Origin of the sequence: Natronomonas sp. EA1, from assembly GCF_051195035.1 — an archaeon.
Lineage (GTDB): Archaea > Halobacteriota > Halobacteria > Halobacteriales > Haloarculaceae > JBNTJV01.
In genome coordinates, this window is the sequence record NZ_JBNTJV010000001.1 from 27,733 (window position 1) to 49,181 (window position 21,449).

26 protein-coding genes are annotated in these 21,449 nt (G+C 68.5%); 17 read left to right on the forward strand and 9 right to left on the reverse strand.

What is annotated here, in order from left to right:
- Positions 1 to 92: 92 nt before the first annotated feature.
- The 7 genes from ACQUQR_RS00150 (at position 93) to ACQUQR_RS00180 (ending at position 6,882) form a co-directional block, all read left to right on the forward strand.
- Positions 93 to 1,523: a sodium-dependent transporter gene (locus ACQUQR_RS00150; RefSeq protein ID WP_435193787.1), complete on the forward strand. Its 1,431-nt coding sequence runs from the start codon at positions 93 to 95 to the stop codon at positions 1,521 to 1,523.
- Positions 1,524 to 1,629: 106 nt separating this feature from the next.
- A complete protein-coding gene (locus ACQUQR_RS00155) occupies positions 1,630 to 3,174 on the forward strand; it encodes an acyl-CoA carboxylase subunit beta (protein WP_435193789.1) in 1,545 nt (514 codons plus the stop codon).
- A complete protein-coding gene (locus ACQUQR_RS00160; protein ID WP_435193790.1) occupies positions 3,171 to 3,401 on the forward strand; it encodes an acc operon protein in 231 nt (76 codons plus the stop codon). Before ACQUQR_RS00155 ends, ACQUQR_RS00160 begins: the two co-directional genes overlap by 4 nt.
- A gap of 105 nt (positions 3,402 to 3,506) precedes the next feature.
- On the forward strand, positions 3,507 to 5,300 hold the full coding sequence (locus ACQUQR_RS00165; protein WP_435193791.1) for an acetyl-CoA carboxylase biotin carboxylase subunit: 1,794 nt from the start codon (positions 3,507 to 3,509) through the stop codon (positions 5,298 to 5,300).
- A 51-nt stretch (positions 5,301 to 5,351) separates the two neighbouring features.
- Positions 5,352 to 5,549: a hypothetical protein gene (locus ACQUQR_RS00170; protein ID WP_435193792.1), complete on the forward strand. Its 198-nt coding sequence runs from the start codon at positions 5,352 to 5,354 to the stop codon at positions 5,547 to 5,549.
- 40 nt (positions 5,550 to 5,589) lie between these two features.
- Positions 5,590 to 5,898, forward strand: a complete 309-nt coding sequence (locus ACQUQR_RS00175) for a NifU family protein (protein ID WP_435193793.1) — start codon at positions 5,590 to 5,592, stop codon at positions 5,896 to 5,898.
- A 39-nt stretch (positions 5,899 to 5,937) separates the two neighbouring features.
- The gene (locus ACQUQR_RS00180) at positions 5,938 to 6,882 is read left to right on the forward strand and encodes a biotin--[acetyl-CoA-carboxylase] ligase (protein ID WP_435193794.1); all 945 of its coding nucleotides are present in this window, start codon (positions 5,938 to 5,940) and stop codon (positions 6,880 to 6,882) included.
- A gap of 3 nt (positions 6,883 to 6,885) precedes the next feature.
- Here the strand turns inward: ACQUQR_RS00180 and ACQUQR_RS00185 are convergent, their stop codons facing one another.
- From ACQUQR_RS00185 to ACQUQR_RS00215, 7 genes are all read right to left on the reverse strand, one after another.
- Complete coding sequence (locus tag ACQUQR_RS00185) at positions 6,886 to 7,362, reverse strand: universal stress protein (protein ID WP_435193795.1); 477 nt, start codon at positions 7,360 to 7,362, stop codon at positions 6,886 to 6,888.
- Positions 7,363 to 7,394: 32 nt separating this feature from the next.
- A complete protein-coding gene (locus tag ACQUQR_RS00190; RefSeq protein WP_435193797.1) occupies positions 7,395 to 8,441 on the reverse strand; it encodes an amidohydrolase family protein in 1,047 nt (348 codons plus the stop codon).
- Positions 8,434 to 9,660, reverse strand: coding sequence for an HD domain-containing protein (locus ACQUQR_RS00195; protein ID WP_435193798.1), 1,227 nt, complete (start codon positions 9,658 to 9,660; stop codon positions 8,434 to 8,436). The genes ACQUQR_RS00190 and ACQUQR_RS00195 overlap by 8 nt, the downstream gene beginning before the upstream one ends.
- Before the next feature lie 273 nt (positions 9,661 to 9,933).
- The gene (locus ACQUQR_RS00200) at positions 9,934 to 10,320 is read right to left on the reverse strand and encodes a PIN domain-containing protein (RefSeq protein WP_435193800.1); all 387 of its coding nucleotides are present in this window, start codon (positions 10,318 to 10,320) and stop codon (positions 9,934 to 9,936) included.
- Complete coding sequence (locus tag ACQUQR_RS00205) at positions 10,317 to 10,550, reverse strand: AbrB/MazE/SpoVT family DNA-binding domain-containing protein (RefSeq protein ID WP_435193801.1); 234 nt, start codon at positions 10,548 to 10,550, stop codon at positions 10,317 to 10,319. Before ACQUQR_RS00205 ends, ACQUQR_RS00200 begins: the two co-directional genes overlap by 4 nt.
- Before the next feature lie 78 nt (positions 10,551 to 10,628).
- Entirely contained in the window at positions 10,629 to 10,913 is a 285-nt protein-coding gene (locus ACQUQR_RS00210; protein WP_435193802.1) for a hypothetical protein, read from the reverse strand.
- Positions 10,914 to 11,053: 140 nt separating this feature from the next.
- Positions 11,054 to 12,202, reverse strand: coding sequence for an HD domain-containing protein (locus tag ACQUQR_RS00215; protein ID WP_435193804.1), 1,149 nt, complete (start codon positions 12,200 to 12,202; stop codon positions 11,054 to 11,056).
- 84 nt (positions 12,203 to 12,286) lie between these two features.
- Here ACQUQR_RS00215 and cofD point away from each other — a divergent pair, with 84 nt between their 5' ends.
- The 9 genes from cofD to ACQUQR_RS00260 all read left to right on the forward strand — a co-directional run bounded on the left by cofD (position 12,287) and on the right by ACQUQR_RS00260 (position 20,168).
- Complete coding sequence (cofD, locus tag ACQUQR_RS00220; RefSeq protein WP_435193806.1) at positions 12,287 to 13,279, forward strand: 2-phospho-L-lactate transferase; 993 nt, start codon at positions 12,287 to 12,289, stop codon at positions 13,277 to 13,279.
- Positions 13,279 to 14,016: a tRNA-dihydrouridine synthase gene (locus ACQUQR_RS00225; RefSeq protein WP_435193808.1), complete on the forward strand. Its 738-nt coding sequence runs from the start codon at positions 13,279 to 13,281 to the stop codon at positions 14,014 to 14,016. Before cofD ends, ACQUQR_RS00225 begins: the two co-directional genes overlap by 1 nt.
- Positions 14,013 to 14,843, forward strand: a complete 831-nt coding sequence (locus tag ACQUQR_RS00230) for a triphosphoribosyl-dephospho-CoA synthase (RefSeq protein ID WP_435193810.1) — start codon at positions 14,013 to 14,015, stop codon at positions 14,841 to 14,843. The genes ACQUQR_RS00225 and ACQUQR_RS00230 overlap by 4 nt, the downstream gene beginning before the upstream one ends.
- Positions 14,840 to 15,412 carry a DUF447 domain-containing protein gene (locus ACQUQR_RS00235; RefSeq protein WP_435193812.1) on the forward strand — a complete coding sequence of 191 codons (573 nt, stop codon included), beginning with the start codon at positions 14,840 to 14,842 and terminating at the stop codon, positions 15,410 to 15,412. Before ACQUQR_RS00230 ends, ACQUQR_RS00235 begins: the two co-directional genes overlap by 4 nt.
- A 70-nt stretch (positions 15,413 to 15,482) precedes the next feature.
- The gene (locus tag ACQUQR_RS00240) at positions 15,483 to 15,671 is read left to right on the forward strand and encodes a 30S ribosomal protein S17e (protein WP_435193814.1); all 189 of its coding nucleotides are present in this window, start codon (positions 15,483 to 15,485) and stop codon (positions 15,669 to 15,671) included.
- 80 nt (positions 15,672 to 15,751) lie between these two features.
- Entirely contained in the window at positions 15,752 to 16,336 is a 585-nt protein-coding gene (locus tag ACQUQR_RS00245) for a TetR/AcrR family transcriptional regulator (protein ID WP_435193815.1), read from the forward strand.
- Entirely contained in the window at positions 16,333 to 17,820 is a 1,488-nt protein-coding gene (locus tag ACQUQR_RS00250; protein ID WP_435193816.1) for an MATE family efflux transporter, read from the forward strand. Before ACQUQR_RS00245 ends, ACQUQR_RS00250 begins: the two co-directional genes overlap by 4 nt.
- A gap of 110 nt (positions 17,821 to 17,930) precedes the next feature.
- Positions 17,931 to 18,962, forward strand: coding sequence for an aspartate-semialdehyde dehydrogenase (asd, locus tag ACQUQR_RS00255; protein WP_435193817.1), 1,032 nt, complete (start codon positions 17,931 to 17,933; stop codon positions 18,960 to 18,962).
- Between the two features lie 60 nt (positions 18,963 to 19,022).
- On the forward strand, positions 19,023 to 20,168 hold the full coding sequence (locus ACQUQR_RS00260; RefSeq protein ID WP_435193819.1) for a histidine kinase dimerization/phospho-acceptor domain-containing protein: 1,146 nt from the start codon (positions 19,023 to 19,025) through the stop codon (positions 20,166 to 20,168).
- Here the strand turns inward: ACQUQR_RS00260 and ACQUQR_RS00265 are convergent.
- The gene (locus tag ACQUQR_RS00265) at positions 20,143 to 20,601 is read right to left on the reverse strand and encodes a hypothetical protein (protein ID WP_435193820.1); all 459 of its coding nucleotides are present in this window, start codon (positions 20,599 to 20,601) and stop codon (positions 20,143 to 20,145) included. The genes ACQUQR_RS00260 and ACQUQR_RS00265 overlap by 26 nt on opposite strands.
- 76 nt (positions 20,602 to 20,677) lie before the next feature.
- On the opposite strand from ACQUQR_RS00265, the gene ACQUQR_RS00270 reads away from it, so the two are divergent.
- Positions 20,678 to 21,043: a VOC family protein gene (locus ACQUQR_RS00270; protein WP_435193822.1), complete on the forward strand. Its 366-nt coding sequence runs from the start codon at positions 20,678 to 20,680 to the stop codon at positions 21,041 to 21,043.
- Here the strand turns inward: ACQUQR_RS00270 and ACQUQR_RS00275 are convergent.
- A complete protein-coding gene (locus ACQUQR_RS00275) occupies positions 21,040 to 21,408 on the reverse strand; it encodes a universal stress protein (protein WP_435193824.1) in 369 nt (122 codons plus the stop codon). The two genes, ACQUQR_RS00270 and ACQUQR_RS00275, sit on opposite strands and share 4 nt — an antisense overlap.
- Positions 21,409 to 21,449: the final 41 nt, after the last annotated feature.

Sequence of the window (21,449 nt, forward strand, 5' to 3'; positions counted from 1 at the left end):
TCGGCGTTTCAGGTGCTGTGCGGTGTGTTATTGGCGAGTTGACGGCTCGGGACTCGAAAGCCACTTACGTCTCTCCTTGCGAGAGCGTTCCAATGACACGTGAGACCTGGGCGACCCGTCTCGGGTTCATCCTCGCCGCCGTCGGCAGCGCCGTCGGCCTCGGGAACATCTGGCGGTTCCCGTGGATGACCGCGGAGAACGGCGGCAGCGCCTTTCTCATCGTCTATCTCGGTATCGTCCTGCTCGTCGGCGTTCCCGGGTTGCTCGGGGAGTTCGTCATCGGCCGCCGCGCGAAACGCAACCCCGCGGGCGCGCTGAAGGCGCTCTCCGGCTCGCGGGCGTGGGAGCTGGTCGGTGGCGCGAGCGTCCTCACCGCCGTCGTCCTCCTCTCGTTCTACAGCGTCGTGGGCGGGTGGATCCTCAGGTACTTCCTCGCCAGTCCGACCGGCGCGTACTTCGGCGCGCCCGGCCCGTACTACGACGCCATCGCGTTCGGCACCCCCGAGTCCGTGGCGTTCGGCCTCCTCTTCCTCCTCGCCACGGGCGGGATCGTCCTCGCGGGCGTCCGGCGGGGGATCGAACTCGGGACGAAGGTGATGATGCCCGCCATCCTCCTCCTGCTCGTCGTGCTCGCCGGCTGGGCCGCGTTCCAGCCGAACGCCGGCGAAGGGTACGCCTTCTACCTCGGCGCCGACTGGGGCTCCCTGCAGGCGAACTTCCTCGACATCCTCCCGGCCGCCGCGGGGCAGGCGCTGTTCACGCTCTCTATCGGTGCCGGGACGATGATCACCTACGCCTCCTATCTCGGGGAGGATCGGTCGCTCCCGTTCGACGGCGCGGCCATCGCCGGCCTCAACACCGTCGTGGGCGTGCTCGCGGGACTCGTCGTCTTCCCGCTGCTGTTCAGTTTCGCTCCCGAGGCCGCGGGGACGAGCGGGCCGGGCGCGCTGTTCGTCGGCATCGCGGGCGCGTTCGCCAACCTCCCGTCGCTCGCCGGCCTCCCGATGGGGCGGCTCGTCGCGACCGTCTTCTTCGGCGTGGTGACGCTGGCCGCGCTGTCGAGCTCCATCAGCATGCTCGAGATCCCCGTCGCCTTCCTCGTCGACGAGTTCGGCGTCTCGCGGCGCCGGGCCACCGTCGGCCTGCTCGCACTCGTCTCCGGCACGATGGCGGCGAACGCCCTGTCCCCCGCCGTCTTCGGCTTCATCGCCGGGACGCTCGTCGACCTGCTGCTCACCGCCGGCCTCCTCGCGTTCCTCCTGTTCGTCGGCTGGGTGCTCGGCCGGGACGCCGCCGCGGAGTTCGCGAAGGGCGCCTCCGAGTTCACGCAGTCGCTCGCCACCCCGTGGCTTCTCGCCGTGGGGGTCGCCCTCCCGCTGTTCCTGTGGTTCACCCTGCTCACCGGGATCTTCGGCGCGCTCGGGGTCGGCGGGGCCGTGGAGACGTGGATGACAGTCGTCATCGCCGCGGGGCTCTCCGGTGGCGCCTTCCTCGCGCTCCGGCGGCCGGTGTCGGTGCTCTGAGCCGGCTGCGCGTCGGGCGGGGAATATCGCCTGCTTGCGGAATCCTTTTTGTAGCGCTTCTGTATCTGGCTACCATGCATACCGCCTGGGGTGATGCCCCGTGACGATGGACGAGAAAGTAGACGAGCTTCGCGAGAAGAAGGCCGAAGCGCGGAAGGGCGGCGGCGAGGAACGCATCGAGCGACAGCACGAGAAGGGGAAGATGACGGCGCGCGAGCGCATCGAGTACTTCCTCGACGACGACACCTTCCAGGAGTTCGACATGCTCCGGGAACACCGGAGTACGAACTTCGATATGGACGACCAGAAGATCCCCGGCGACGGGGTCGTCACCGGCTACGGCGAGGTCGACGGCCGACAGGTGTTCGTCTTCGCCCACGACTTCACCGTCTTCGGCGGCTCCTTAGGTGAGGTGTTCGCCCAGAAAGTGTGTAAGGTGATGGACCGCGCGGTGGAGACGGGCGCGCCCATCATCGGGCTGAACGATTCGGCGGGCGCGCGCATCCAGGAGGGTGTCGACTCGCTGGCGGGCTACGCTGACATCTTCCACCGCAATCAGCAGGCCTCCGGCGTCGTCCCGCAGATCTCGGCCATCATGGGGCCGTGTGCCGGTGGGGCGGTCTACTCCCCCGCCATCACGGACTTCATCTTCATGGTGGAGGAGACGAGCCACATGATGATCACTGGCCCGGAGGTCATCAAGACCGTCACGGGCGAAGAGGTCACCTTCGAGGAGCTCGGTGGCGCGAAGACCCACACCGCCAAATCCGGCGTCGCCCACTTCTCCTCGGCCGCGGAGCAGGAGGCGCTCGACGACATCCGCACCCTGCTCTCGTATCTCCCGCAGAACAACGTGGAGGACCCGCCGCGCGTCGAGCCGTGGGACGACCCCGACCGGCTCTCCGAGGAGGCCGGCGACGTGGTCCCCGACCAGCCGCAGAAGCCATACGACATCGTCGACGTCATCGACGACGTGATGGACGAGCAGTCCTTTTTCGAGGTGGCCGAGGGGTTCGCGCGCAACATCGTCACCGGGTTCGCCCGGCTCGACGGCCGCTCCGTCGGTGTGGTGGCGAACCAGCCCCGCGTCAACGCCGGCACGCTCGACATCGACGCCTCGCTGAAGGGCTCGCGGTTCGTCCGCTTCTGTGACGCCTTCAACGTCCCTATCGTGACGTTCGTCGACGTGCCCGGGTTCATGCCCGGCACGGACCAGGAGCACGGCGGCATCATCAAACACGGCGCGAAGCTGCTGTACGCGTACTCCGAGGCGACGGTCCCCCTCCTCACCGTCATCACGCGGAAGGCCTACGGCGGCGCGTACGACGTGATGGCCTCGAAGCATCTCGAAGCCGACGTGAACTACGCGTGGCCCACCGCCGAGATCGCCGTGATGGGGCCGCAGGGCGCCGTCAACATCCTCTACCGCGAGGAGCTGGAGGGTGCCGACGACCCCGAACAGCGCAGACAGGAGCTCATCGACGAGTACCGCGAGGAGTTCGCCAACCCCTACACCGTGGCGGAGCGCGGCTTCGTCGACGACGTGCTCGAACCCCAGGAGACGCGCCCGCGGCTCATCCGCGATCTCCGGATGCTCGACTCGAAACGCAAGGACGCCCCGTCCCGGAAACACGGGAACATCCCGCTGTGACCTGGATTCCCGAGGACGCGGACACCGAGGAGGCCGCGGCCATCACCGCCGCGCTCTCCGCGTACCTGCAGGAACAGCGCGGGGACGAGGAGGAGCCGGAGACGTGGACCGGCTCCCGCTGGACGTTCGCGGGCCGCGCGAAGGGGCTCACCGGCCGCGACGTGCGCGTCCCCGACGCCGCCCCCACGGACGGCTGGACGGCCCTCGGCCGCGCGGAACGGCTGTAAACTCACCGCTCGTTCTTCGTTGACGGATTCCGGCGGTAGCGGGCCCGTCCGACCCTGAAAAAACCGATAGAATAAGGTTCGACCCGGGGGCATCGTTTCCCAAGAATGTTCGAGAAAGTACTCGTCGCCAACCGTGGGGAGATCGCGGTTCGCGTCATGCGCGCCTGCGAGGACCTCGGCATCGGGACCGTCGCCGTCTACAGCGACGCGGACAAACACGGCGGCCACGTCCGCTATGCCGACGAGGCGTACAACGTCGGGCCCGCCCGCGCCGCCGACTCGTATCTCGACCACGAGGCCATCATCGACGCCGCGAAGAAGGCCGGCGCGGACGCCATCCACCCCGGCTACGGCTTCCTCGCGGAGAACGCGGAGTTCGCGGCGAAGGTCGAAGCGACCGAGGGCGTCACCTGGGTCGGCCCCAGCTCGGCGTCGATGGAGCAGCTCGGCGAGAAGACGAAGGCCCGCCGCGTGATGGAGAGCGCGGGCGTCCCCATCGTCCCCGGCACCGACCCCGTCACGGAGGTCGAGGAGGTCCACGAGTTCGGCGAGGAGCACGGCTACCCGATCGCCATCAAGGCCGAGGGGGGCGGTGGCGGCCGCGGGATGAAGGTCGTCCGCGAGCCCGAGGAGGCCGAGGAGCTGCTCGCCACGGCGAAACGCGAGGGGGAGGCGTACTTCGACAACGACTCGGTGTATCTGGAGCGCTATCTCGAACAGCCCCGCCACATCGAGGTGCAGATCGTCGCCGACCAGCACGGCAACGTCCGGCATCTCGGCGAGCGTGACTGCTCGCTCCAGCGGCGACACCAGAAGGTCATCGAGGAGGGGCCCTCCCCGGCGCTCTCCGACGAGCTGCGCGAGGAGATCGGCGAGGCCGCCCGCCAGGGCGTCAAAGCCTCCGACTACGTCAACGCCGGCACCGTGGAGTTCCTCGTCGAGGACGGGAACTTCTACTTCCTCGAGGTCAACACCCGGATCCAGGTCGAACACACCGTCACGGAGGAGATCACGGGTATCGACATCGTGAAGTGGCAGCTGAAGATCGCCGCGGGCGAGGAGCTCGACTTCGCGCAGGAGGACGTCGAGGTCGAGGGCCACGCGATGGAGTTCCGCATCAACGCGGAGAACGCCGCGAAGGAGTTCGCGCCGTCGCAGGGCGGCGAGCTGGAGACGTACGACCCGCCGGGCGGCATCGGCGTCCGGATGGACGACGCGCTCCGGCAGGGTGACGATCTGGTCACCGACTACGACTCGATGATCGCGAAGCTCGTCGTCTACGGGGCGGACCGCGAGGAGTGTATCGCCCGCTCGAAGCGCGCGCTCGCCGAGTACGAGATCGAGGGGATCGTGACGGTCATCCCGTTCCACCGGCTGATGCTGGAGGACGAGCGGTTCGTCGCGGGTACCCACACCACGAAGTACCTCGACGAGGAGCTGGACAAGGCGCGGATTCAGGAGGCCCAGGAGAAGTGGGGACCGGCCTCCTCGGGTGATGGCAAGGACGACGAGGAGACCGTCACCCGCGAGTTCACCATCGAGGTGAACGGCAAGCGCTTCGAGGTCGACTTGGAGGAGAAGGGGATGCCCGTCCAGACCGGGAGCCAGCCCAAGCGCCCCTCGGGGCCGCGCGGCGGCTCCTCCGGCGGCTCCTCGGGTGGCTCTTCCCCGTCCGTCTCGGCGGACGGCGAGGTCATCGCCGCCGAGATGCAGGGGACCATCCTCTCGGTGAACGTCGAGGAGGGTGACACCGTCGAGTCCGGCGACGTCATCTGCGTGCTGGAGGCGATGAAGATGGAGAACGACGTGGTCGCCGAGGTCGGCGGCACCGTCACGGAGGTCGCCATCGAAGAGGGGCAGTCGGTGAACCAGGGCGACCCGCTCGTCGTCCTCGACTGAGTTCTCGACTGAACCGGACACGCTTTTCTTCCGGGCCGTTCTTTGCTCCCCATGAGTTCCATCCTCGCCTCGCCGCTCAACCGCGCCGGCGTCTTCTTCGCCCTCGGCTTCCTCATCGCGACGGGCGTGGGGTCGATTCTCGGGACCGCCCGCGTCGGCATCGAGACGGGCCTGCTCGTCGGCGCCGCGGCCGCCATCTTCGCCGTGCTGTTCGTCCGGCCGACCGAGACCACGGAGAAAGAGGGGTAGCAACCCAACGGCTTTACCCTCCTGTCGCCTCCCTTCGAGTATGAGCACGCAGACGGACGCGGAGAACGACCTCCGCGAGCGGATCTCGATGTTCCTCAAGCGGAACTTCCCCCAGATCCAGATGCACGGCGGGAGCGCGGCGATCCGCGACCTCGACATGGAGAACGGCACCGTGAGCATCCAGCTCGGCGGGGCCTGCTCGGGCTGTGGTATCTCCCCGATGACGATCCAGGCGCTGAAGACGCGACTCGTCCAGGAGATCCCCGAGATCACGGAGGTCATCGCGGAGACGGGGTTCGACGGCGACGAGACGCCGATGGGGTTCGACCGCGACGACGTTCCCTTCTGACCTGACAAGGCTCAAGTCACGGAGTCCGTATCCACAGGTATGCAGGAGACACGCCGCCGGGTGCTCGACGCGCTCGCCGAGGGTCCGATCACTGGCCCCGAGCTGGCCGAGCGACTGGACGTTTCACGCGCCGCGGTCTGGAAGCACGTCGAGGCGCTTCGCGACCAGGGGTTTTCCATCGTCTCCGAGGAGGCCGGCTACCGACTGGTCGAGTCGCCGGAGTACGGCGAGGCCGCCATCGCCCACGGGCTGGAGGCCCCCTTCGCGGTGGAGTATCACGACGCCGTCCCCTCCACAAACGAGCGGGCGCGGGAGCTGGCGCAGGCCGGTGCCGACGAGACGCTCGTCGTCGCGGCCACCCAGACGGCCTCGCGAGGCCGGCTCGACCGCGAGTGGTCCTCGCCGGCGGGTGGTGTCTACGCGAGCCTGCTCTGTCGCCCGGAGATTCCGGCCGCGCAGGCGCCCACGTACACGCTGGCGGCCGCGGTCGCGGTCGCGCGTGCGGCCCGCGAACGCGGGGTGGAGGCGGGTATCAAGTGGCCGAACGACGTTCTACTCCCAGATACTGACGGCGAAGGCGCTGGGAAGTTGTGTGGCATCCTCACCGAGATGGAAGGCGAGGCCGACCGGGTCTCGTGGCTCGTCGTCGGCATCGGCGTGAACGTCAACACCGCGAGCGAGGACCTCCCCGATACGGCGACGAGCATCCGCGAGCACGTGGGCGAGGTGGACCGCGCGGCGTTCGTCCAGGATATCGTCGAGGCGTTCGAGGCCATCCGTGACGACCCGGACGCCATCCTCGACGCGTGGCGCGAGCTGTCGATAACGCTCGGCCAGCGGGTCAGAGTCGAGACGCCCACCGGCGAACTCGTCGGCGAGGCGGTGGATATCGCGTTCCCGGGGACGCTCGTCGTGGAGACGGAGTCGGGGACGGAACGCGTCGCTGCCGGTGACTGCGAGCACCTGCGCCCGGTATCGAAGTAACTCTCAAACGCTCTCGGTCGCCTCGGCGGCCTCCGACTCCTCCTTCGTCGGGCGCTCGCCGACCCGGACGGTGAGGACGGGAATCTCCGAACAGCGGACGACGCGCTCGGCGACGCTGCCGAGCAGGAGGCGGTTGAGCCCCCCGCGGCCGTGGGTGCCCATACACACCAGATCACAGCCCGTCTTCTCCGCGTAGGCGACGATCTCGTGGCTCGGCGTCCCCTCGAGGAGATGCGTCTCGACGTCGACGTCGCCGGCGTGGGCGGTCGCCGCCTCCAGGGCGTTCTCCCCCTCCTCGCGGAGCATCTCGCTGACGCCCTCCCACGAGGTCTCCATCGGGAGGTTGGCGAAGGAGGCCGTGTTGATGACGTAGACGATGTCGAGCGTCGCCCCGTGTGCGGCCGCGAGCTCGGCCGCGTGTTCGACCACCCGCTCCATCCCCGGGGAGCCATCCGTCGGCACCAGAATGCGACTGTACATTGCTACCTTACCACACTCTCGCGCTGGGGGGGTTAGACCCTTTCGCCCGGAACCATCCGTTTCACGTCCGCGTGCCCCGCGCGACGCACCACGGCCCGGACGGGGTCGCGCGCGCCGACGAGGTTGTCCGTCTCGCCGTCGAGGACGAGCAGCTTCGCGTCTTTTCCCGGCTCCACGACCCCGCAGTTCAGCCCCGCGATCTCCGCGCCGTTGACCGTCGCCATCTGCAGGACCTCCCTGGCCGAGACGTCACACAGTTTCGCCGTGAACTCCATCTCGCGGAACATCGACGGGGAGTTGAGCATCACGTTGTCCGTGCCGAGCGCGACGGTCGTCCGGTCGAGCCACTCCCTGAGCGGTGGCAGGCCGACCTTGGTGACGAGGTTCGACCGCGGGCAGACGGCGATGGGTATCTCGGAGTCGGCCACCCGTTCGAAGTGGTGGGGTTCGGGGTGGACCATGTGGACGAGGAAGGCGGGGTCCAGGTCCAGCGCGGCGTCGATGTCGTGGGGGTCACGCTCGCCCGCGTGGATGGCGAACGGCTTGTCGGCTTTTCGACAGGCGAGCCGCTCCCGTTCGAAGTTCGCGTCACGCGCCCCCGACGCGCCGAAGCCGTCGGCCACGTCGATGGCGTCGACGGTCTCCCGGCCGAAAATCACGGGGTCGATGGCAAGTCCCTCGACGGCCTCCCGGAGGTGTTCGACCCCCTCGACGCCACCCTCGCGGAACTCCAGGAACGCCGCCGTCCCCGACGCCTGCATGAACTGCAGCGAGTGGCGCATCGCGGTCACGAGCTCCTCGCGGCTCGCGCTCCGGAGCAGCCGGTGTTTGAGGCCGTCCGGCGGCGCGACGAGCTCGTCCAGCGAGAGCCCCGCGCCCGCCTCCTTCGCGATGGAGTCGCCGATGTGGGTGTGGGCGTTGACGAACGCGGGGAGGACGATGTCGGTCGAGTCGACCGATGTCTCCTCGACCGCCGCGATCTCGCCGTCCTCGACGACGACGCGTCCCTCGACCGGTTCCAGTTCCGTGCCTCGAAGGATCGTGCCTTCGACCGTCGTTGTCGCAGTCTCGTCAGTCATCGTTGAACTCATCGAGCGTCTGGTGAACACCTTTTCGGACATCGACGACGAGCGCGTCGAGCTCCAGCCCGAGCGTCCGTTTCACGGCGTTGCCGACCGCGTCCGTGTGCTCAGACGGGGCGTACACCCCGAGCCGCCACTGCTCCTCGGAGGCCTGCCGGAGCGCCCCCACGAGCGTCGACTGGGTGGCGAGCGACCGCACCTCGCCGTTGACGACGACCCGCGAGGAGGATTCCTTGATGGTGGGACGCGAGGGGACGTCGAGGATGACCTCTGCCACGTCGACCCCCGCCGCGTCGGCGATGTCGCGCTCGAACGCCTCGATATCGTCGTGGTCCGCATCGATGATATCGTCCGGCACGTCGGCCATCTCGGCCCAGACCGCGCGTTTGTAGAGGTCACGCTCCGCGAGCCGTCGCGCGTACTCGGCCGTCGGCCCGTAGTTCCGGATGGCGACGGTGAGGTCGGCGTCGTCCATCCGACGGAGTCGCTGCGGGGCGACCTCGCCGTCGTCGACGAGCCGTTCGGTCGCGCGCCGGAGCATCGCCTTCGAGATGCGCGCGACGTGGTGGTTGTAGACGACGGGGTTCATGAGCGCTCGCGCGAGCAACAGCGACTCGGCGGTCTGGACGTTCCCCTCGCCCAGCACGAGCTCCCCACCCACGACGCGGAGTTCGCGGGTGAGCCGCCCGGTGTCGATGGTGCCGTAGGGGACCCCGGTGTGGTGTGCGTCGCGGACGAGGTAGTCCATGCGGTCCACGTCGAGTTCGCCGGAGACGATTTGACCCAGCTCCCCCTCACCGGCGATGAGGTCCGCCACCTTCCCCGGGTCGAGGTCGTTCCGGATGAGGACGTGTTCCACCTCCCCGCCCTCCAGGAGGTCGTGTACGTCGTCGTGGGCCTTCCCCGTATGGCGTTCGATGATCTCCTCGACGTTGTGCGAGAAGGGGGTGTGGCCCACGTCGTGAAGCAGCGCCGCGGCCCGGACCCGTTCGGCCTGCCGCCCCTCGACACCGAGATGGCCGAGCGCCTCGTTCGCGAGATGGTACACGCCCAGACTGTGCTCGAAGCGCGTGTGGTTCGCGCTCGGGTAGACGAAACTCGCCGTTCCGAGTTGTTTGATCCGTCGCAAGCGCTGGAGGGGCGGCGTATCGAGGAGCTCGTCCGCCACACCCGTCACCGCGATGTGGTCGTGGACGGAGTCCTTGATGGTGTTCATTGCCCCGGATTTCGGCGGGGTCGGATAAAAACCGTCGTCTCTCGTTTTGCTTTGGTGATAGCTCTACGTTGAATTCTTGTTTGTCTGTCGTGGGACTCGCCGACGTGAACACCTCGAAAGCCCCCAGTCGCTCGGCTCGGTACGGCGAACGCGCTCCTCGTCGCTCGCTCACGCTCGCTCCTGCGGTGCTCCTTCGTCCGTTCCTTCGCCGACCGACCGGCCCCTTTCAGTCCCTCCCTTGGTGGATGGTTGGGCGTCGTCGCCGGGTGAAAATCAGTCCTCGTCGTCCGGTTCGAGGGGGACGCGATCGACTTCGATATCCTCGTAGTCCTGTTCGGACGAGAGCACGTCCAAGCCGCGTGTCTCGGCGGTGGCCGCGTGGAACGCATCGAACGATGTCATCCCCTGGTCGTAGTAGTTCACGGCCTTCAGGACGACCTGTTTCTCTTCTTCGTCCCGAACGGGGACCAGTTCGAGAAGGTTCGCGACGAGGGGAACGTAGTCGAACTCGTACCGCTCGCGGGCGAGTAGGAGCTCGAGATAGGCGAACGCCGAGGTTTCGACCTCGTGCTCGTCTAAGGCCTCCTCCGCTGAGGTCTGTAGCCAGTCCGAGCCCTTCGCCAGCGCGAGCAGGAAGTCCGTCTCGACGTAGACGGTCATATATCGCGAGCCTCGCATTTCGCCTCCGCCTCGATATCCTCCCGGATCTCTTCGACGGACGCCTCTCGGAGCTCGCCGGCGGCCTCCCGGACTGCTGCGAGCGGGTCGTCCGCCACGGGGATGAGTTCGATACGGTCCTCGTACGTCACGATGTGGTAGCGCTCTCCATACTTTTCGCGCACTGCCTTCGGGATGTAGAGCCGCCCCTGCCGGTCGGTCTCTGCTGACATGGATGTGTATACGATGGTGCGAAAAATGAACCTTACCACGGAATTCGTGATGATGGTACTGTCCGTCTCGGCGCGGCCTCAGTACGTGGCGACCATCCGGCGCCAGACGGCCTGCCACGCCTGCAGCCCCGCGTCCCACGTCTCCCACGCCTGCCGCCAGAGGGGCGTCGATTGGCGGTCGTCGACCGTCGTCGGGCGGGTGAGTATCGTCTCCCCACAGTCGGGACACGACAGGCGCGTCTCGTGGACACTCTCGATACGGGTCCAGTCACCGTCACAGCGGCTCTGGTGCCCACAGGATGGACAGAACAGCGTCGTCTTCGACGGCACATCGTGTGCCGCGGGAGGGCTCGATTCGCTCATCACGCCGAGAAACGCAGCTCCCGGTGTTAAAGCTTGAGGGGCTATATGCGTGATATTCTATGTAAAAAATCGGTATAGAGTTGGCAATACGGTATTGTGTGGACAATTCACACTCTCATATTCAACTTTGATATCCGGAGTCAGGGAAGCCCCAGCACGTCGGTCGCGGCCGCTCGCACCGCGTCGCGCGAGCGTTCGGGGGCGTACACGCCCATGCGCCAGCCCGCGCGCTGCGTCGCGCGCAGCGCGGGCACCAGCTCGGAGGCGTTCTCGAGACGCTGGACGACGCCGTTCACGACGACACGGGCCTGTGACTCCTTGATGGTGGGTCGGGAGGGGATATCGAGGACGACCGCGCGCTCCGGCACGTCCGCGATATCGGCGATCTCCCGTTCCGTCGCCCGGATATCCTCGTAGGCGAGTTCCGTCACTGCTTCCGGAACCCGGTCGAGGCCGGCCCAGACCGAGCGCTTGTAGAGGTCGCGCTGTTCGATGCGACGGCCGAGTTCGGGGACGTGCTCGCGGAGGGAGACGAGCAGGTCGTGGTCGGCCATCCGGCGGAAGGTGTCGATGTCGACGTGCTCCAGCAGGTCTTCGGCCGCACGCTCCAGCATCGCCCCGGCGATCCGCGAGACGTGGTGGCGGTAGACGATGCCGTCCATGAGCGTCCGGGCGAGCAGCAGGGATTCGGCGGTGGGGACGTTCCCCTCCGCGAGGACGAGTTTGCCATCGCACAGGCGAAGCTCGCGGACCAGCCGGCCGTGGTCGATGGTGCCGTAGGGGACACCCGTGTGGTGGGCGTCGCGCACGAGGTAATCCATGCGGTCCACGTCCAGCTCCCCGGAGACGAGTGCGCCGAGTTCCCCCTGCCCGTCGATGAGCGCGGCGACCCGGTCGGGGTCCAGCCCCTCCGATTCGAGGACTTCGGCGAGCCCCACCTCGTAGAGGAGCTCGCCGACCTCGTCGTGGTCCTTCCCGGTGTGGCGGCGGATCACCTCCTCCGTCTGGTGGCCGTAGGGGCCGTGGCCCACGTCGTGGAGCAGCGCGGCGGCGCGGACGTGGTCGGCGTCCATCTCCCCGACGGCGAGATGGTCGAGCGCGCGGTCGGCGAGGTGGTACACCCCGAGCGAGTGCTCGAAGCGGGTGTGGGAGGCGGAGGGGTAGACCAGCCGAACGGTAGAGAGCTGTTTGATGTGGCGGAGTCGCTGGAAGGCGGGGGTGTCGATGAGGGCGGCCGCCACCGAACCCAACGCGATGTAGTCGTGGACGGAGTCCTTGATGGCGTTCATCGGCGGGGGTTCGTGGAGGGCGATGAAATAGCGCCCGGTCCCTCGCGGCGAAACCGACAAACCGCCACGCGCCGGAGGAGGGGTATGGTCACGTTTCTCGCCGGGGGCACGGGCACCCCCAAACTCCTCCACGGCGCGGCCGAGGTGTTCCCACCGGCCGACTCGCCCGTCGTCGGTAACACCGGCGACGACGTGGAGCTCTCGGGGCATCTCGTCTGTCCGGACCTCGACACGCAGCTGTTCGCGGACGCCGGCATTCTCGACACCGGGACGTGGTGGGGGATCGACGCCGACGGCGGTACGACGAACGACCAGCTCCACGCGCTCGCGGAGCGCGCCGGGCTCGATTCGGGGCCGCGGTATCTCTCCGAGGAGGCGCAGACGTCCGGGAGAACGATCGCCCGCTGGCGGCGCTTCTCGGGGGTCGCGGAGTTCATGTTCATCGGCGACGTGGACAGAGCGATTCATCTCACCCGGACGGGCCTCATCGACGAGGGGTACACGCTCACCGAAGCCACTCGCGTTCTCTGCGAGGCCTACGACATCGACCGCCCCCTGCTCCCGATGAGCGACGACCCCGTCGCCACCATCGTCCACACCGAGGAGGGCCCGATGCATTTTCAAGAATTTTGGGTCCACAGACGTGCAGAGCCGGCCATCGAGGACGTGGAATTTCGCGGGGCCGAAAACGCCGAGCCCACCCCGGAGGTGCTCGACGCGCTCGCCGATCCGGTCGTTATCGGCCCCTCCAACCCCGTGACGAGCATCGGGCCGATGCTGGCGATGGATGCCTTCAGGGAGGCGCTCCACGAGACGCCAGTGGTCGCCGTTTCACCATTTGTGGAGGACACGGTGTTCTCCGGGCCCGCCGCGGAACTCATGGCGGCCACGGGCTACGAGCCCTCCACGAGCGGGGTCGCGGAGGTGTACGAGTTCGCCGACGCCTTCGTCCTCGACAGCGAGGACGGCACCGACCTCGACCGCCCGGTCGTCCGCACCGATACGAAACTCGACACGCCCGAAGACAGCGACCGCGTGGCGCGCACGGTCGACGAGGCGCTCGCGGAGGTGACCTGATGTTCGCTCCCCGACTGGCGCTCGCCTCCCTCTCGGGGGAGTCGGATGCGGACTGGGCGCTCACGGCAGAGGAGTACGTCGGCGCGGCGTTCCTCGGGGGGGTCGCACTCGACGCGACGACGAGAACGGCGGCCCGCGAACTCGTCGCCCGCGACCGGACCGAGTTCCTCCCCGAGAACCCCGTGGCGTTCATCGACCGGGAGCTGTCGGCACTCGACGGTGCCTCCCTCCGCGCGGGCGTGAACGTCCGGACGACCACGATCGCGCCTCTGCGCGAGGCCGCGCGGGTGTGTGCGAGCCACGGCGCCATCCTGGAGGTGAACGCGCACTGCCGGCAGGACGAACTGTGTGCGGTGGGGGCGGGTGAGACCCTCTTGCGGGACACCGACCGGCTGGCGGAGTACGTCGCCGCGGCCGCCGAGAAGAGACCGACGGTGAGCGTGAAGGTCCGTGCGGAGGTCGAGGGCGTCTCGCTGCCGGCCCTCGCGCAGCGACTGGAGACGGCGGGTGCCGATATCCTCCACGTCGACGCGATGGACTCCGAGCCCGTCATCCGCGAGGTGCGGGAAGCCTGCGACTGCTTTCTCGTCGCCAACAACGGCGTCCGGGACCGGGAGACGGTCGAGGAGTACCTCGAGTACGGCGCGGATGCGGTGTCGGTGGGTCGACCCTCCGACAACCCCGCCGTCCTGAGCCGTGTTCGCGTGGCACTCGACGCGCCGGAGGCACGGCGATGAGAACGCACGCCGAGAACGCGGAGCTCGCCCTGCTGCTCGAGGTCGCGGGGACGCCGAAACCGGGGAACGTCGACAGACACCGGGACCACGACGATCTGCGATTCGAGCATTTCCTCGCGGGGGCGGTCGGGTCGGCCCGCGGGCTCCGGCTGGCCGAGGAGGGGCCGGTCGGTGAGGCGTTCGAGACGGCTATCGAGGGGATGAGCGAGCAGGAGGGTGGCAACACCCAGTTCGGCTGTCTGCTCCTGCTCGTCCCGCTCGTCCGGGCTGCGGCGCGTGGGGGGCTCTCACCGGCGGGGGTCACCGAGGTCGTGGAGGCGACGACCGTCGCGGACGCCGCGGGGTTCTACCGCGCGTTCGAGCACGTCGATGTAGCCGTGTCGGACCCACCCGAGGAGCTGGACGCGCTGGACGTTCGACGGGGGTCGGATGCCGTCCCGACGCTCGAAGCACGGGGGCTCTCGCTTCACGACATCATGGAACTGAGCGCCGACCGGGACGACAACGGCCGGGAGTGGGTGCGCGGCTTCCCCCGCACCTTCACCGCCGCGGCGTGGATACTCGACGATGAGGGGCCGGCCCCCGACCGCGCGGCCCGGGCGTTCCTGCGGTTGCTCGCGGAGCGCCCCGACACGTTCGTCGCGATCCAGCGAGACCGGGCGACGGCCGAGCGGGCGAGCGAACGGGCGCAGGCCGCGCTGGACGGCGACATCGCGGTCGAGGAGCTGGCCGACGAGTTCGTCGCGGCGGGAATCAATCCCGGCACGACGGCGGACATCACCGCGGCGGCGCTGTTCGTCGCGCTCGAACGGGGGCTGGCGGTATGAGCTGGCCCGTGGAGCTCTCGGGGGCGACGGAGTCCGTGGTGACGACGCTCGGCCCCAACGGGAAGTGGAACGTCGCGGCGCTCGGGCTGTTCGAGGGTGACCCCGTGCGCGCCCGGACCTGGGGCCGGACGCGCACGTGGCGGAACTTCTCGGAGCGAGGAACGGGCTACGTCCAGTTCACCCGCGACCCCGTGGATTTCGTGGAGGCGGCCTGCTCGATCCGGGAGGAACCGGACCCGATTCTCGAATCGGCCGACGCGTGGGTCCGGGTGTCGGTCGAGGAGGCGGGGTCGGGGAGCGACGGGGACACCGAGTGGACGGACTGGCATCTCCACCCCGAGGAACACGAGGTTCGCCGCGAGGTGGTGCCGACGACGAACCGGGCGTACTTCGCCATCGTCGAGGCGACCGTCGCGGCCTCGCGGCTGGGGGTCGCGGGGTTCGACGACGCGGAGCTCCGGGAGCGGATCCGGTACTTCGAATCGGTCGTCGACTCGTGTGCGGGCGCACGCGAGCGGGATGCGTGGGAGCGGTTCGAGGCACTCGTCGATTGGCACGGGGACGGATAGAACCGTGTGGCACCCTGACGCCCGCCCGATGTATCGAACGCTTTTTGCCTCGCGACCCTGAGTTTCACCCATGGCCATCAAACCCGCCTACGTCAAGAAGACGGCGACGCTGCTCATGGAACGATATCCCGACGCGTTCGGGACGGACTTCGAGCACAACAAGGAGGCCGTCTCCGAGCTCACGAACATCGAGTCGAAGGGCGTCCGCAACCGCATCGCGGGCTACGTCACGCGCAAGAAGCAGGCCCCCCCGGCGTAATCTGGACTTTCTCACGTTCTCTTCCCGGCCAGCGGCGCGTTCCGAAGATACTTGACTGACCGGTTAGTAAGTTCGGTCGAATGAGCGACGCGACGGACGACATCATGCGTGCGACCTTCTGTGCGCTCTGTAAACACGGCTATGCGGACCTGACGATGCAGCGGATCGCCGACGAGTCGTCGGTGAGCAAGGCCGCACTGCACTACCACTACGACACGAAAGACGAGCTGCTGGAGGCGTTCCTCTCACAGCTCCTCGACCGCTTCCGGAACCGGCTCGAAACCGCGGATGCCGAGGGGCCGACCGAACGGCTCGACGCCTTTCTGGACGAGGTGTTCACCCCGACCGTCGAGGCGGAAGAGGAGTTCGCGACCGCCATCCTGGAGCTCAAGGCCGGCGCGCCCTACCAGTCCGCCTTCCGCGAGCGCCTGCTCGACCACGACGCGTTCATGCGCGAGTGGGTGGGGGCCATCGTCGCCGACGGGCTCGACTCGGGTGCCTTCGACACCGACCGCCCCCCGAAGGAGCTCGCGCGCTCCGTCGTCACGATGATAAACGGGGCCCACGCCCGGCGGGTGGCGCTCGACGAGTCGCGTGCGTCCCTCCACGCGCAGGTCCGGTGTGACGCCCTCGCCATCCTCGGCGCGCGGGAGGTGCCCGCGTGAACGTCCCGAGTCAGGAGGACCTGGATCTCACGGCCGGCGGCATCGGCAAGCCCCTGCTCTTCCTCTCGCTTCCCATCGTCATCACGAACCTCCTCCAGACGGCGTACAATCTCGCGGACACCTTCTGGCTGGGCCAGTACTCCACCACCGCGCTGGCGGCCATCTCCTTCGCGTTCCCGATGGTCTTCCTCCTCATCTCGCTCGGCTTGGGGCTCTCCGTCGCGGGCTCCGTCCTCGTCGCCCAGAACGTCGGCGCGGGCGACGAACGACGGGCGGAGTTCGCCGCCTCCCAGACCGTGGCGTTCGCGTTCGTCGCCGCCGTTCTGTTAGGGGTCGGCGGCTACTTCGTCGTCGACGACCTTCTGCGCTTTTTCGGCGCGCAGCCCGCGACCCTCGCCGCCGCGTCGAGCTACATGCAGGTCGTCTCGCTCGGCCTCCCATTCATGTTCGGTTTCTTCATCTTCGTCTCGCTCATGCGGGGGTACGGCGACACCATCACCCCGATGCTCGTCATGCTCGGGACCGTCGTCCTCAACATCGCGCTCGACCCGTTCCTCATCTTCGGCTGGTCGCTCGGCCCCCTCTCGTTCCCGGAACTCGGCATCACCGGCGCGGCCTACGCCACCGTCTTCTCCAGGGGACTGGCGATGGTCGTCGGCATGGGCATCATGTTCTCCGGCACCCGCGGCGTGAAGATTCGCCCCGGCGATATGGTCCCGGACCTCGCGTACGCGAAGAAGATGCTCGCCATCGGCGTCCCCGCGTCCATCGAGGGAACCGGTCGGGCGGCCTCCGTCAACCTCCTCATGGTCATCGTCGGCGCCTTCTCCACGACCGTCGTCGCCGGCTTCGGTATCGGCATCCGGGTCTTTTCAGTTATCTTCCTCCCCGCCATCGCCGTCGCGCGGGGGGTGGAGACGATGGCCGGCCAGAACATCGGCGCGGGCCAACCCGATAGAGCAGAAGCCGCCGCGGACTTCGCCGCGAAGGTGATGTTCCTCGTCCTCGGTGGGCTCGGCGTGGTCATTTTCCTCCTCCCGACGCCCATCGTCGCGGTGTTCACGGCCGACCCCGAGGTCATCCGCGTGGGCGCGGAGTTCCTCCGCTACGTCGCCCCCACCTTCGGCTTCATCGGCGTGATGCGCGCGTACACCGGTGCGTTCAGAGGCGCGGGCAAGACGCTCGTCGCGGCGGTCATCGCCATCACTTTCCTCGGGCTGATTCGACTGCCCGTGGCCGCAGGGCTCTCACAGGGTATCGGCCCCTCGACGCTCTCGCTTCTCGGTCTCGAGGTCGTCGTCCCGCAGCTCCTCGCCCCGCTCGGCCCGGTCGGCATCTGGTGGGGGTTCGTCGTCTCGAACCTCGCCGGCGCGGCCATCGCCGTCGCGTGGTACAAACGCGGGACCTGGCGCGACGCTGACGTGCGCGGCTCGCGCGTCCCCGACCACGCGGGCGACGTGGACGCGAGTGCAGGGGACGACTGAAAGCCCTCGTTTCGTCTTCCCGCGGTCTCGCAACATCTGCCGTTTGACGGCTCCCTGACCGTTGCTCGGTTCGATACCGTTTTCAGAGGCGACCCCTGACGACTACGACAATGGTACGCGTAGGCATCCTCGGCGCCACCGGCGCCGTCGGACAGCGCCTGATTCAACTGCTGGAACCGCACCCGGACTTCGAGATCGCAGCCCTCACCGCGTCGCCCGCCTCGGCGGGCAAGCCGTATCGCGAGGCCGCGAAGTGGCGGGCCGACTCGCCCATCCCCTCGTCAGTCACGGACATCGAGGTCACCGAAACGACGCCCGAGGCCATCCCGGACGACGTCTCGCTTCTGTTCTCCTCGCTCCCCTCCTCGGTGGGCGCGGAAGTCGAGCCCCCGCTCGCGGAGGCGGGATACGTCGTCTCCTCGAACTCCTCGAACGCGCGGATGGCCGACGACGTGCCGCTCGTCATCCCCGAGGTGAACGCCGACCACGTCGGCCTGCTCGAGGTCCAGCGCGACGAACGCGGCTGGGACGGCGCCCTGCTCAAGAACCCGAACTGCTCGACTATCACGATGGTGCCGACGCTGGCCGCGCTCGACGGGTTCGGCCTCGAACGCGTCCATGTCGCCACGCTACAGGCCGTCTCCGGCGCGGGCTACTCCGGCGTCACCTCGATGGAGATCATCGATAACGTGCTCCCGCACATCGGTGGCGAGGCGGAGAAGATGGAGACGGAGTCTCTGAAGCTGCTCGGCGAGTTCGACGGCGCGGAGGTGTCTCCCCACGACGCCGAGGTGTCGGCCACCACCAATCGGGTTCCGACGCTCGACGGCCACCTGGAGAACGTCTGGGCCGACCTCGCGGAGTCCCCGAGCGTCGAGGAGGTGCAGGCCGCACTCGAGGCGTTCCCGAACCTGGCTCTCCCCTCCTCGCCCGACCCGCTCATCCACGTCTTCGAGGAGCCGGGCCGTCCGCAGCCGCGGCTCGACCGGATGCTCGGCGACGGGATGGCCGTCTCCGTCGGCGGGGTCCGCGAGACTCCCGATGGAGTCCAGTACGACTGTCTCGCGCACAACACCCTCCGCGGGGCCGCCGGCGCGTCCGTGCTGAACGGCGAGCTCCTCCTGGATGAGGGCTACCTGTAATCGTCGGCTGACCGAACACGTCTCTTTTTCCGTGCGAGTGCCTATCTCACATGATTATGCATGGCTGGTGAGCGTTCACCTCCGGAACTCCTCCGGGAGTTCGCGGAGACGGCGAGGGACGGGGACTCGTTCGCGACGGCACTCCAGCGGACGGTCTCGCTCGTCTGTGACGCGACGCCGTGGGTGTACGTGGAGGTGTGGGAGCCGAACGCGGCGGGCACCGCGCTCGTTCTCTCACCCATCTGGGCCGGTGACCACGAGGGTATCGAGAGCTTCCGGGCCGACTCGGAGGGGGTGAGCTTCGCCCGCGGTGAGGGGCTCCCCGGCCGCGTCTGGGAGTCGGGAGAGGTGGAGTGGCTCCGTGACACGGCCTCGGCCGACCCCGAGGTGTTCGCCCGCGCACGCGCCGCGAGCGACGTGGGGCTCGGCGCGGCCGTCGCCATCCCGGTCACCGACGGCGGGCTCGTCGCCGTCCTCGTGTTCTACCTCGACGAGGCGCACGCGGAGTCCACGGAGCTGGTGGCGCTCGCCAGCGCCATCTCCGTCGACCTCTCGGCCGCGTACCTCCGCGCGGAGAACGAGCGGCTCGAGGAGTTCGTCTCCATCGTGAGCCACGACCTCCGCAACCCGCTGGGGGTGGCTCGTGGCTACCTCACGCTCGCGGAGGAGCAGGAGGAGTCGGCGCACCTGCAGGGGGTCGCCGAGGCGCTCGACCGGATGGACCACCTCGTCGACGACCTGCTCTCGCTCGCGAAACACGGGACCCCCGGCCAGCTGTCGGCGATCTCCGTCCGGGAGGCCGCCGAGCGGGCGTGGGGGAACATCGACCACGCGACGGCCACGCTGTCGGTCGTGGACGACCAGCCCATCCTCGCCGACGAGAACTATCTGGTCGAGCTGTTCGAGAACCTCCTGTCGAACGCGGTGCGCCACGGCGGGCCGAACGTCTGCGTCGAACTCGGTCTCCTCCCGGACGGGTTCTACCTCGAGGACGACGGCCCCGGCATCGAGTCCATCCACCGCGACTCCATCTTCGAGCCGGGGTACACCACCCACGAGGAGGGGACGGGGTTCGGCCTCGCCATCGTGAAGCGCATCGCCGGGGTCCACGGCTGGCGCGTCGGGCTCGGCGACTGCGAGAACGGCTGCCGCATCGAGGTTCGCGGTGTCGACGGGTCCGTCACCGAGGGTGCCCGGGGTCGATGAACCCCCCGTGTCGCTGGGGGGCTCGCGTCCCCGCGTAGAGCCCGCAGACGGCGATACCGGCCCACCCGACGCCCGCGAGCAGCGCGACGACGAGCGGGCCGTGGGTGGCGACGACCGGGAACTGTCCCGCGGAGACCGCGAGCAGGTAGTTCAGGCCGTAGTAGACGCCCGGCGGCCGCGCGGGGAGCGCGAGCAGGTACCAGAAGGAGCCGGCGAACAGCCCCCCGGCGAGGCTCCCCGAGCAGAGACCGTGCCACCCGCCGACCCGGGCTGAGGGGGCGAGTCGCCCCGCGGTGGCGCCCGCGATGAGGCCCGTGGCGAGGACGAGTGGCACCCCGCCGAGCCGCACCGTCTCGGTCCCTGGAAAGCCCGCGAGCAGGAGGAGATAGGCGACGCTCGCGCCCACACCTGCCAGGACGGCCCGCCAGTCCATACCTCCCGTTGGACTGGAGGAACATGGATGTTGCCCGAACCCCCCCGTTTTTCCCGGTTCCGTGCCCGCACCCGATATGGCAATCCTACACACCTGCCTGAACGTGGCGGACGCCGACGCGTCGATCGCATTCTACGAACAGTTCGGCTTCGAGGAGTCGTGGGGCTTCACGACCCCCGACGGCGAGACGGAGAACCGCTACGTCGCCGACGAGAACGGGGTGGAGATCCAGCTCTCGGAGACCGAGGGTGAGACCGAGTTCGAACAGGGGACCGCGTGGGACCACATCGCCCTCTCCGTCGACGACGTGGACGCCACCTTCGCGGAGCTCGACCACTTCGGCGTCGTCTCCGAGCCCGCGGACCAGGAGGCCGCGGGCGCCCGGACGGCGTTCGTGAAGGACCCCGACGGGCACGTCGTCGAGCTCATCGAACCGCTTTAAGGGGAGAGCGGAACCACGAAGACGGGGACCTCTACGCGGTTGAGGACGGCACGCATCGAGGAGCCGATCTTCGGTCCGGCCGCCCGGCGCGGCCCGATGATGATCTCGTCGACCGACTTCTCGCGGGCGAACTGGACGATCTCGCGGGTGGGGTCTCCCGTCCGGCGGATCGTCCGCACTTCGACGGTGTCGGCGAGCCGTTCCTGGGCGAGCCTGAGCAGTGCCGTCCGCTCGGTGATGGGGTTCGCCGCCTCGTCGACGGTGAGGACGTACACCTCGTCGTCGCCGGTGAGCCGCGGCTCCAGATAGTCACAGGCCGCCGCGGTCACCTCCGTGGAGGCGGTGGCGACGAGATACCGCGTCATGGGTGGTTCAGGGGAGACGCCACTATCAGCATTGCCCCTGC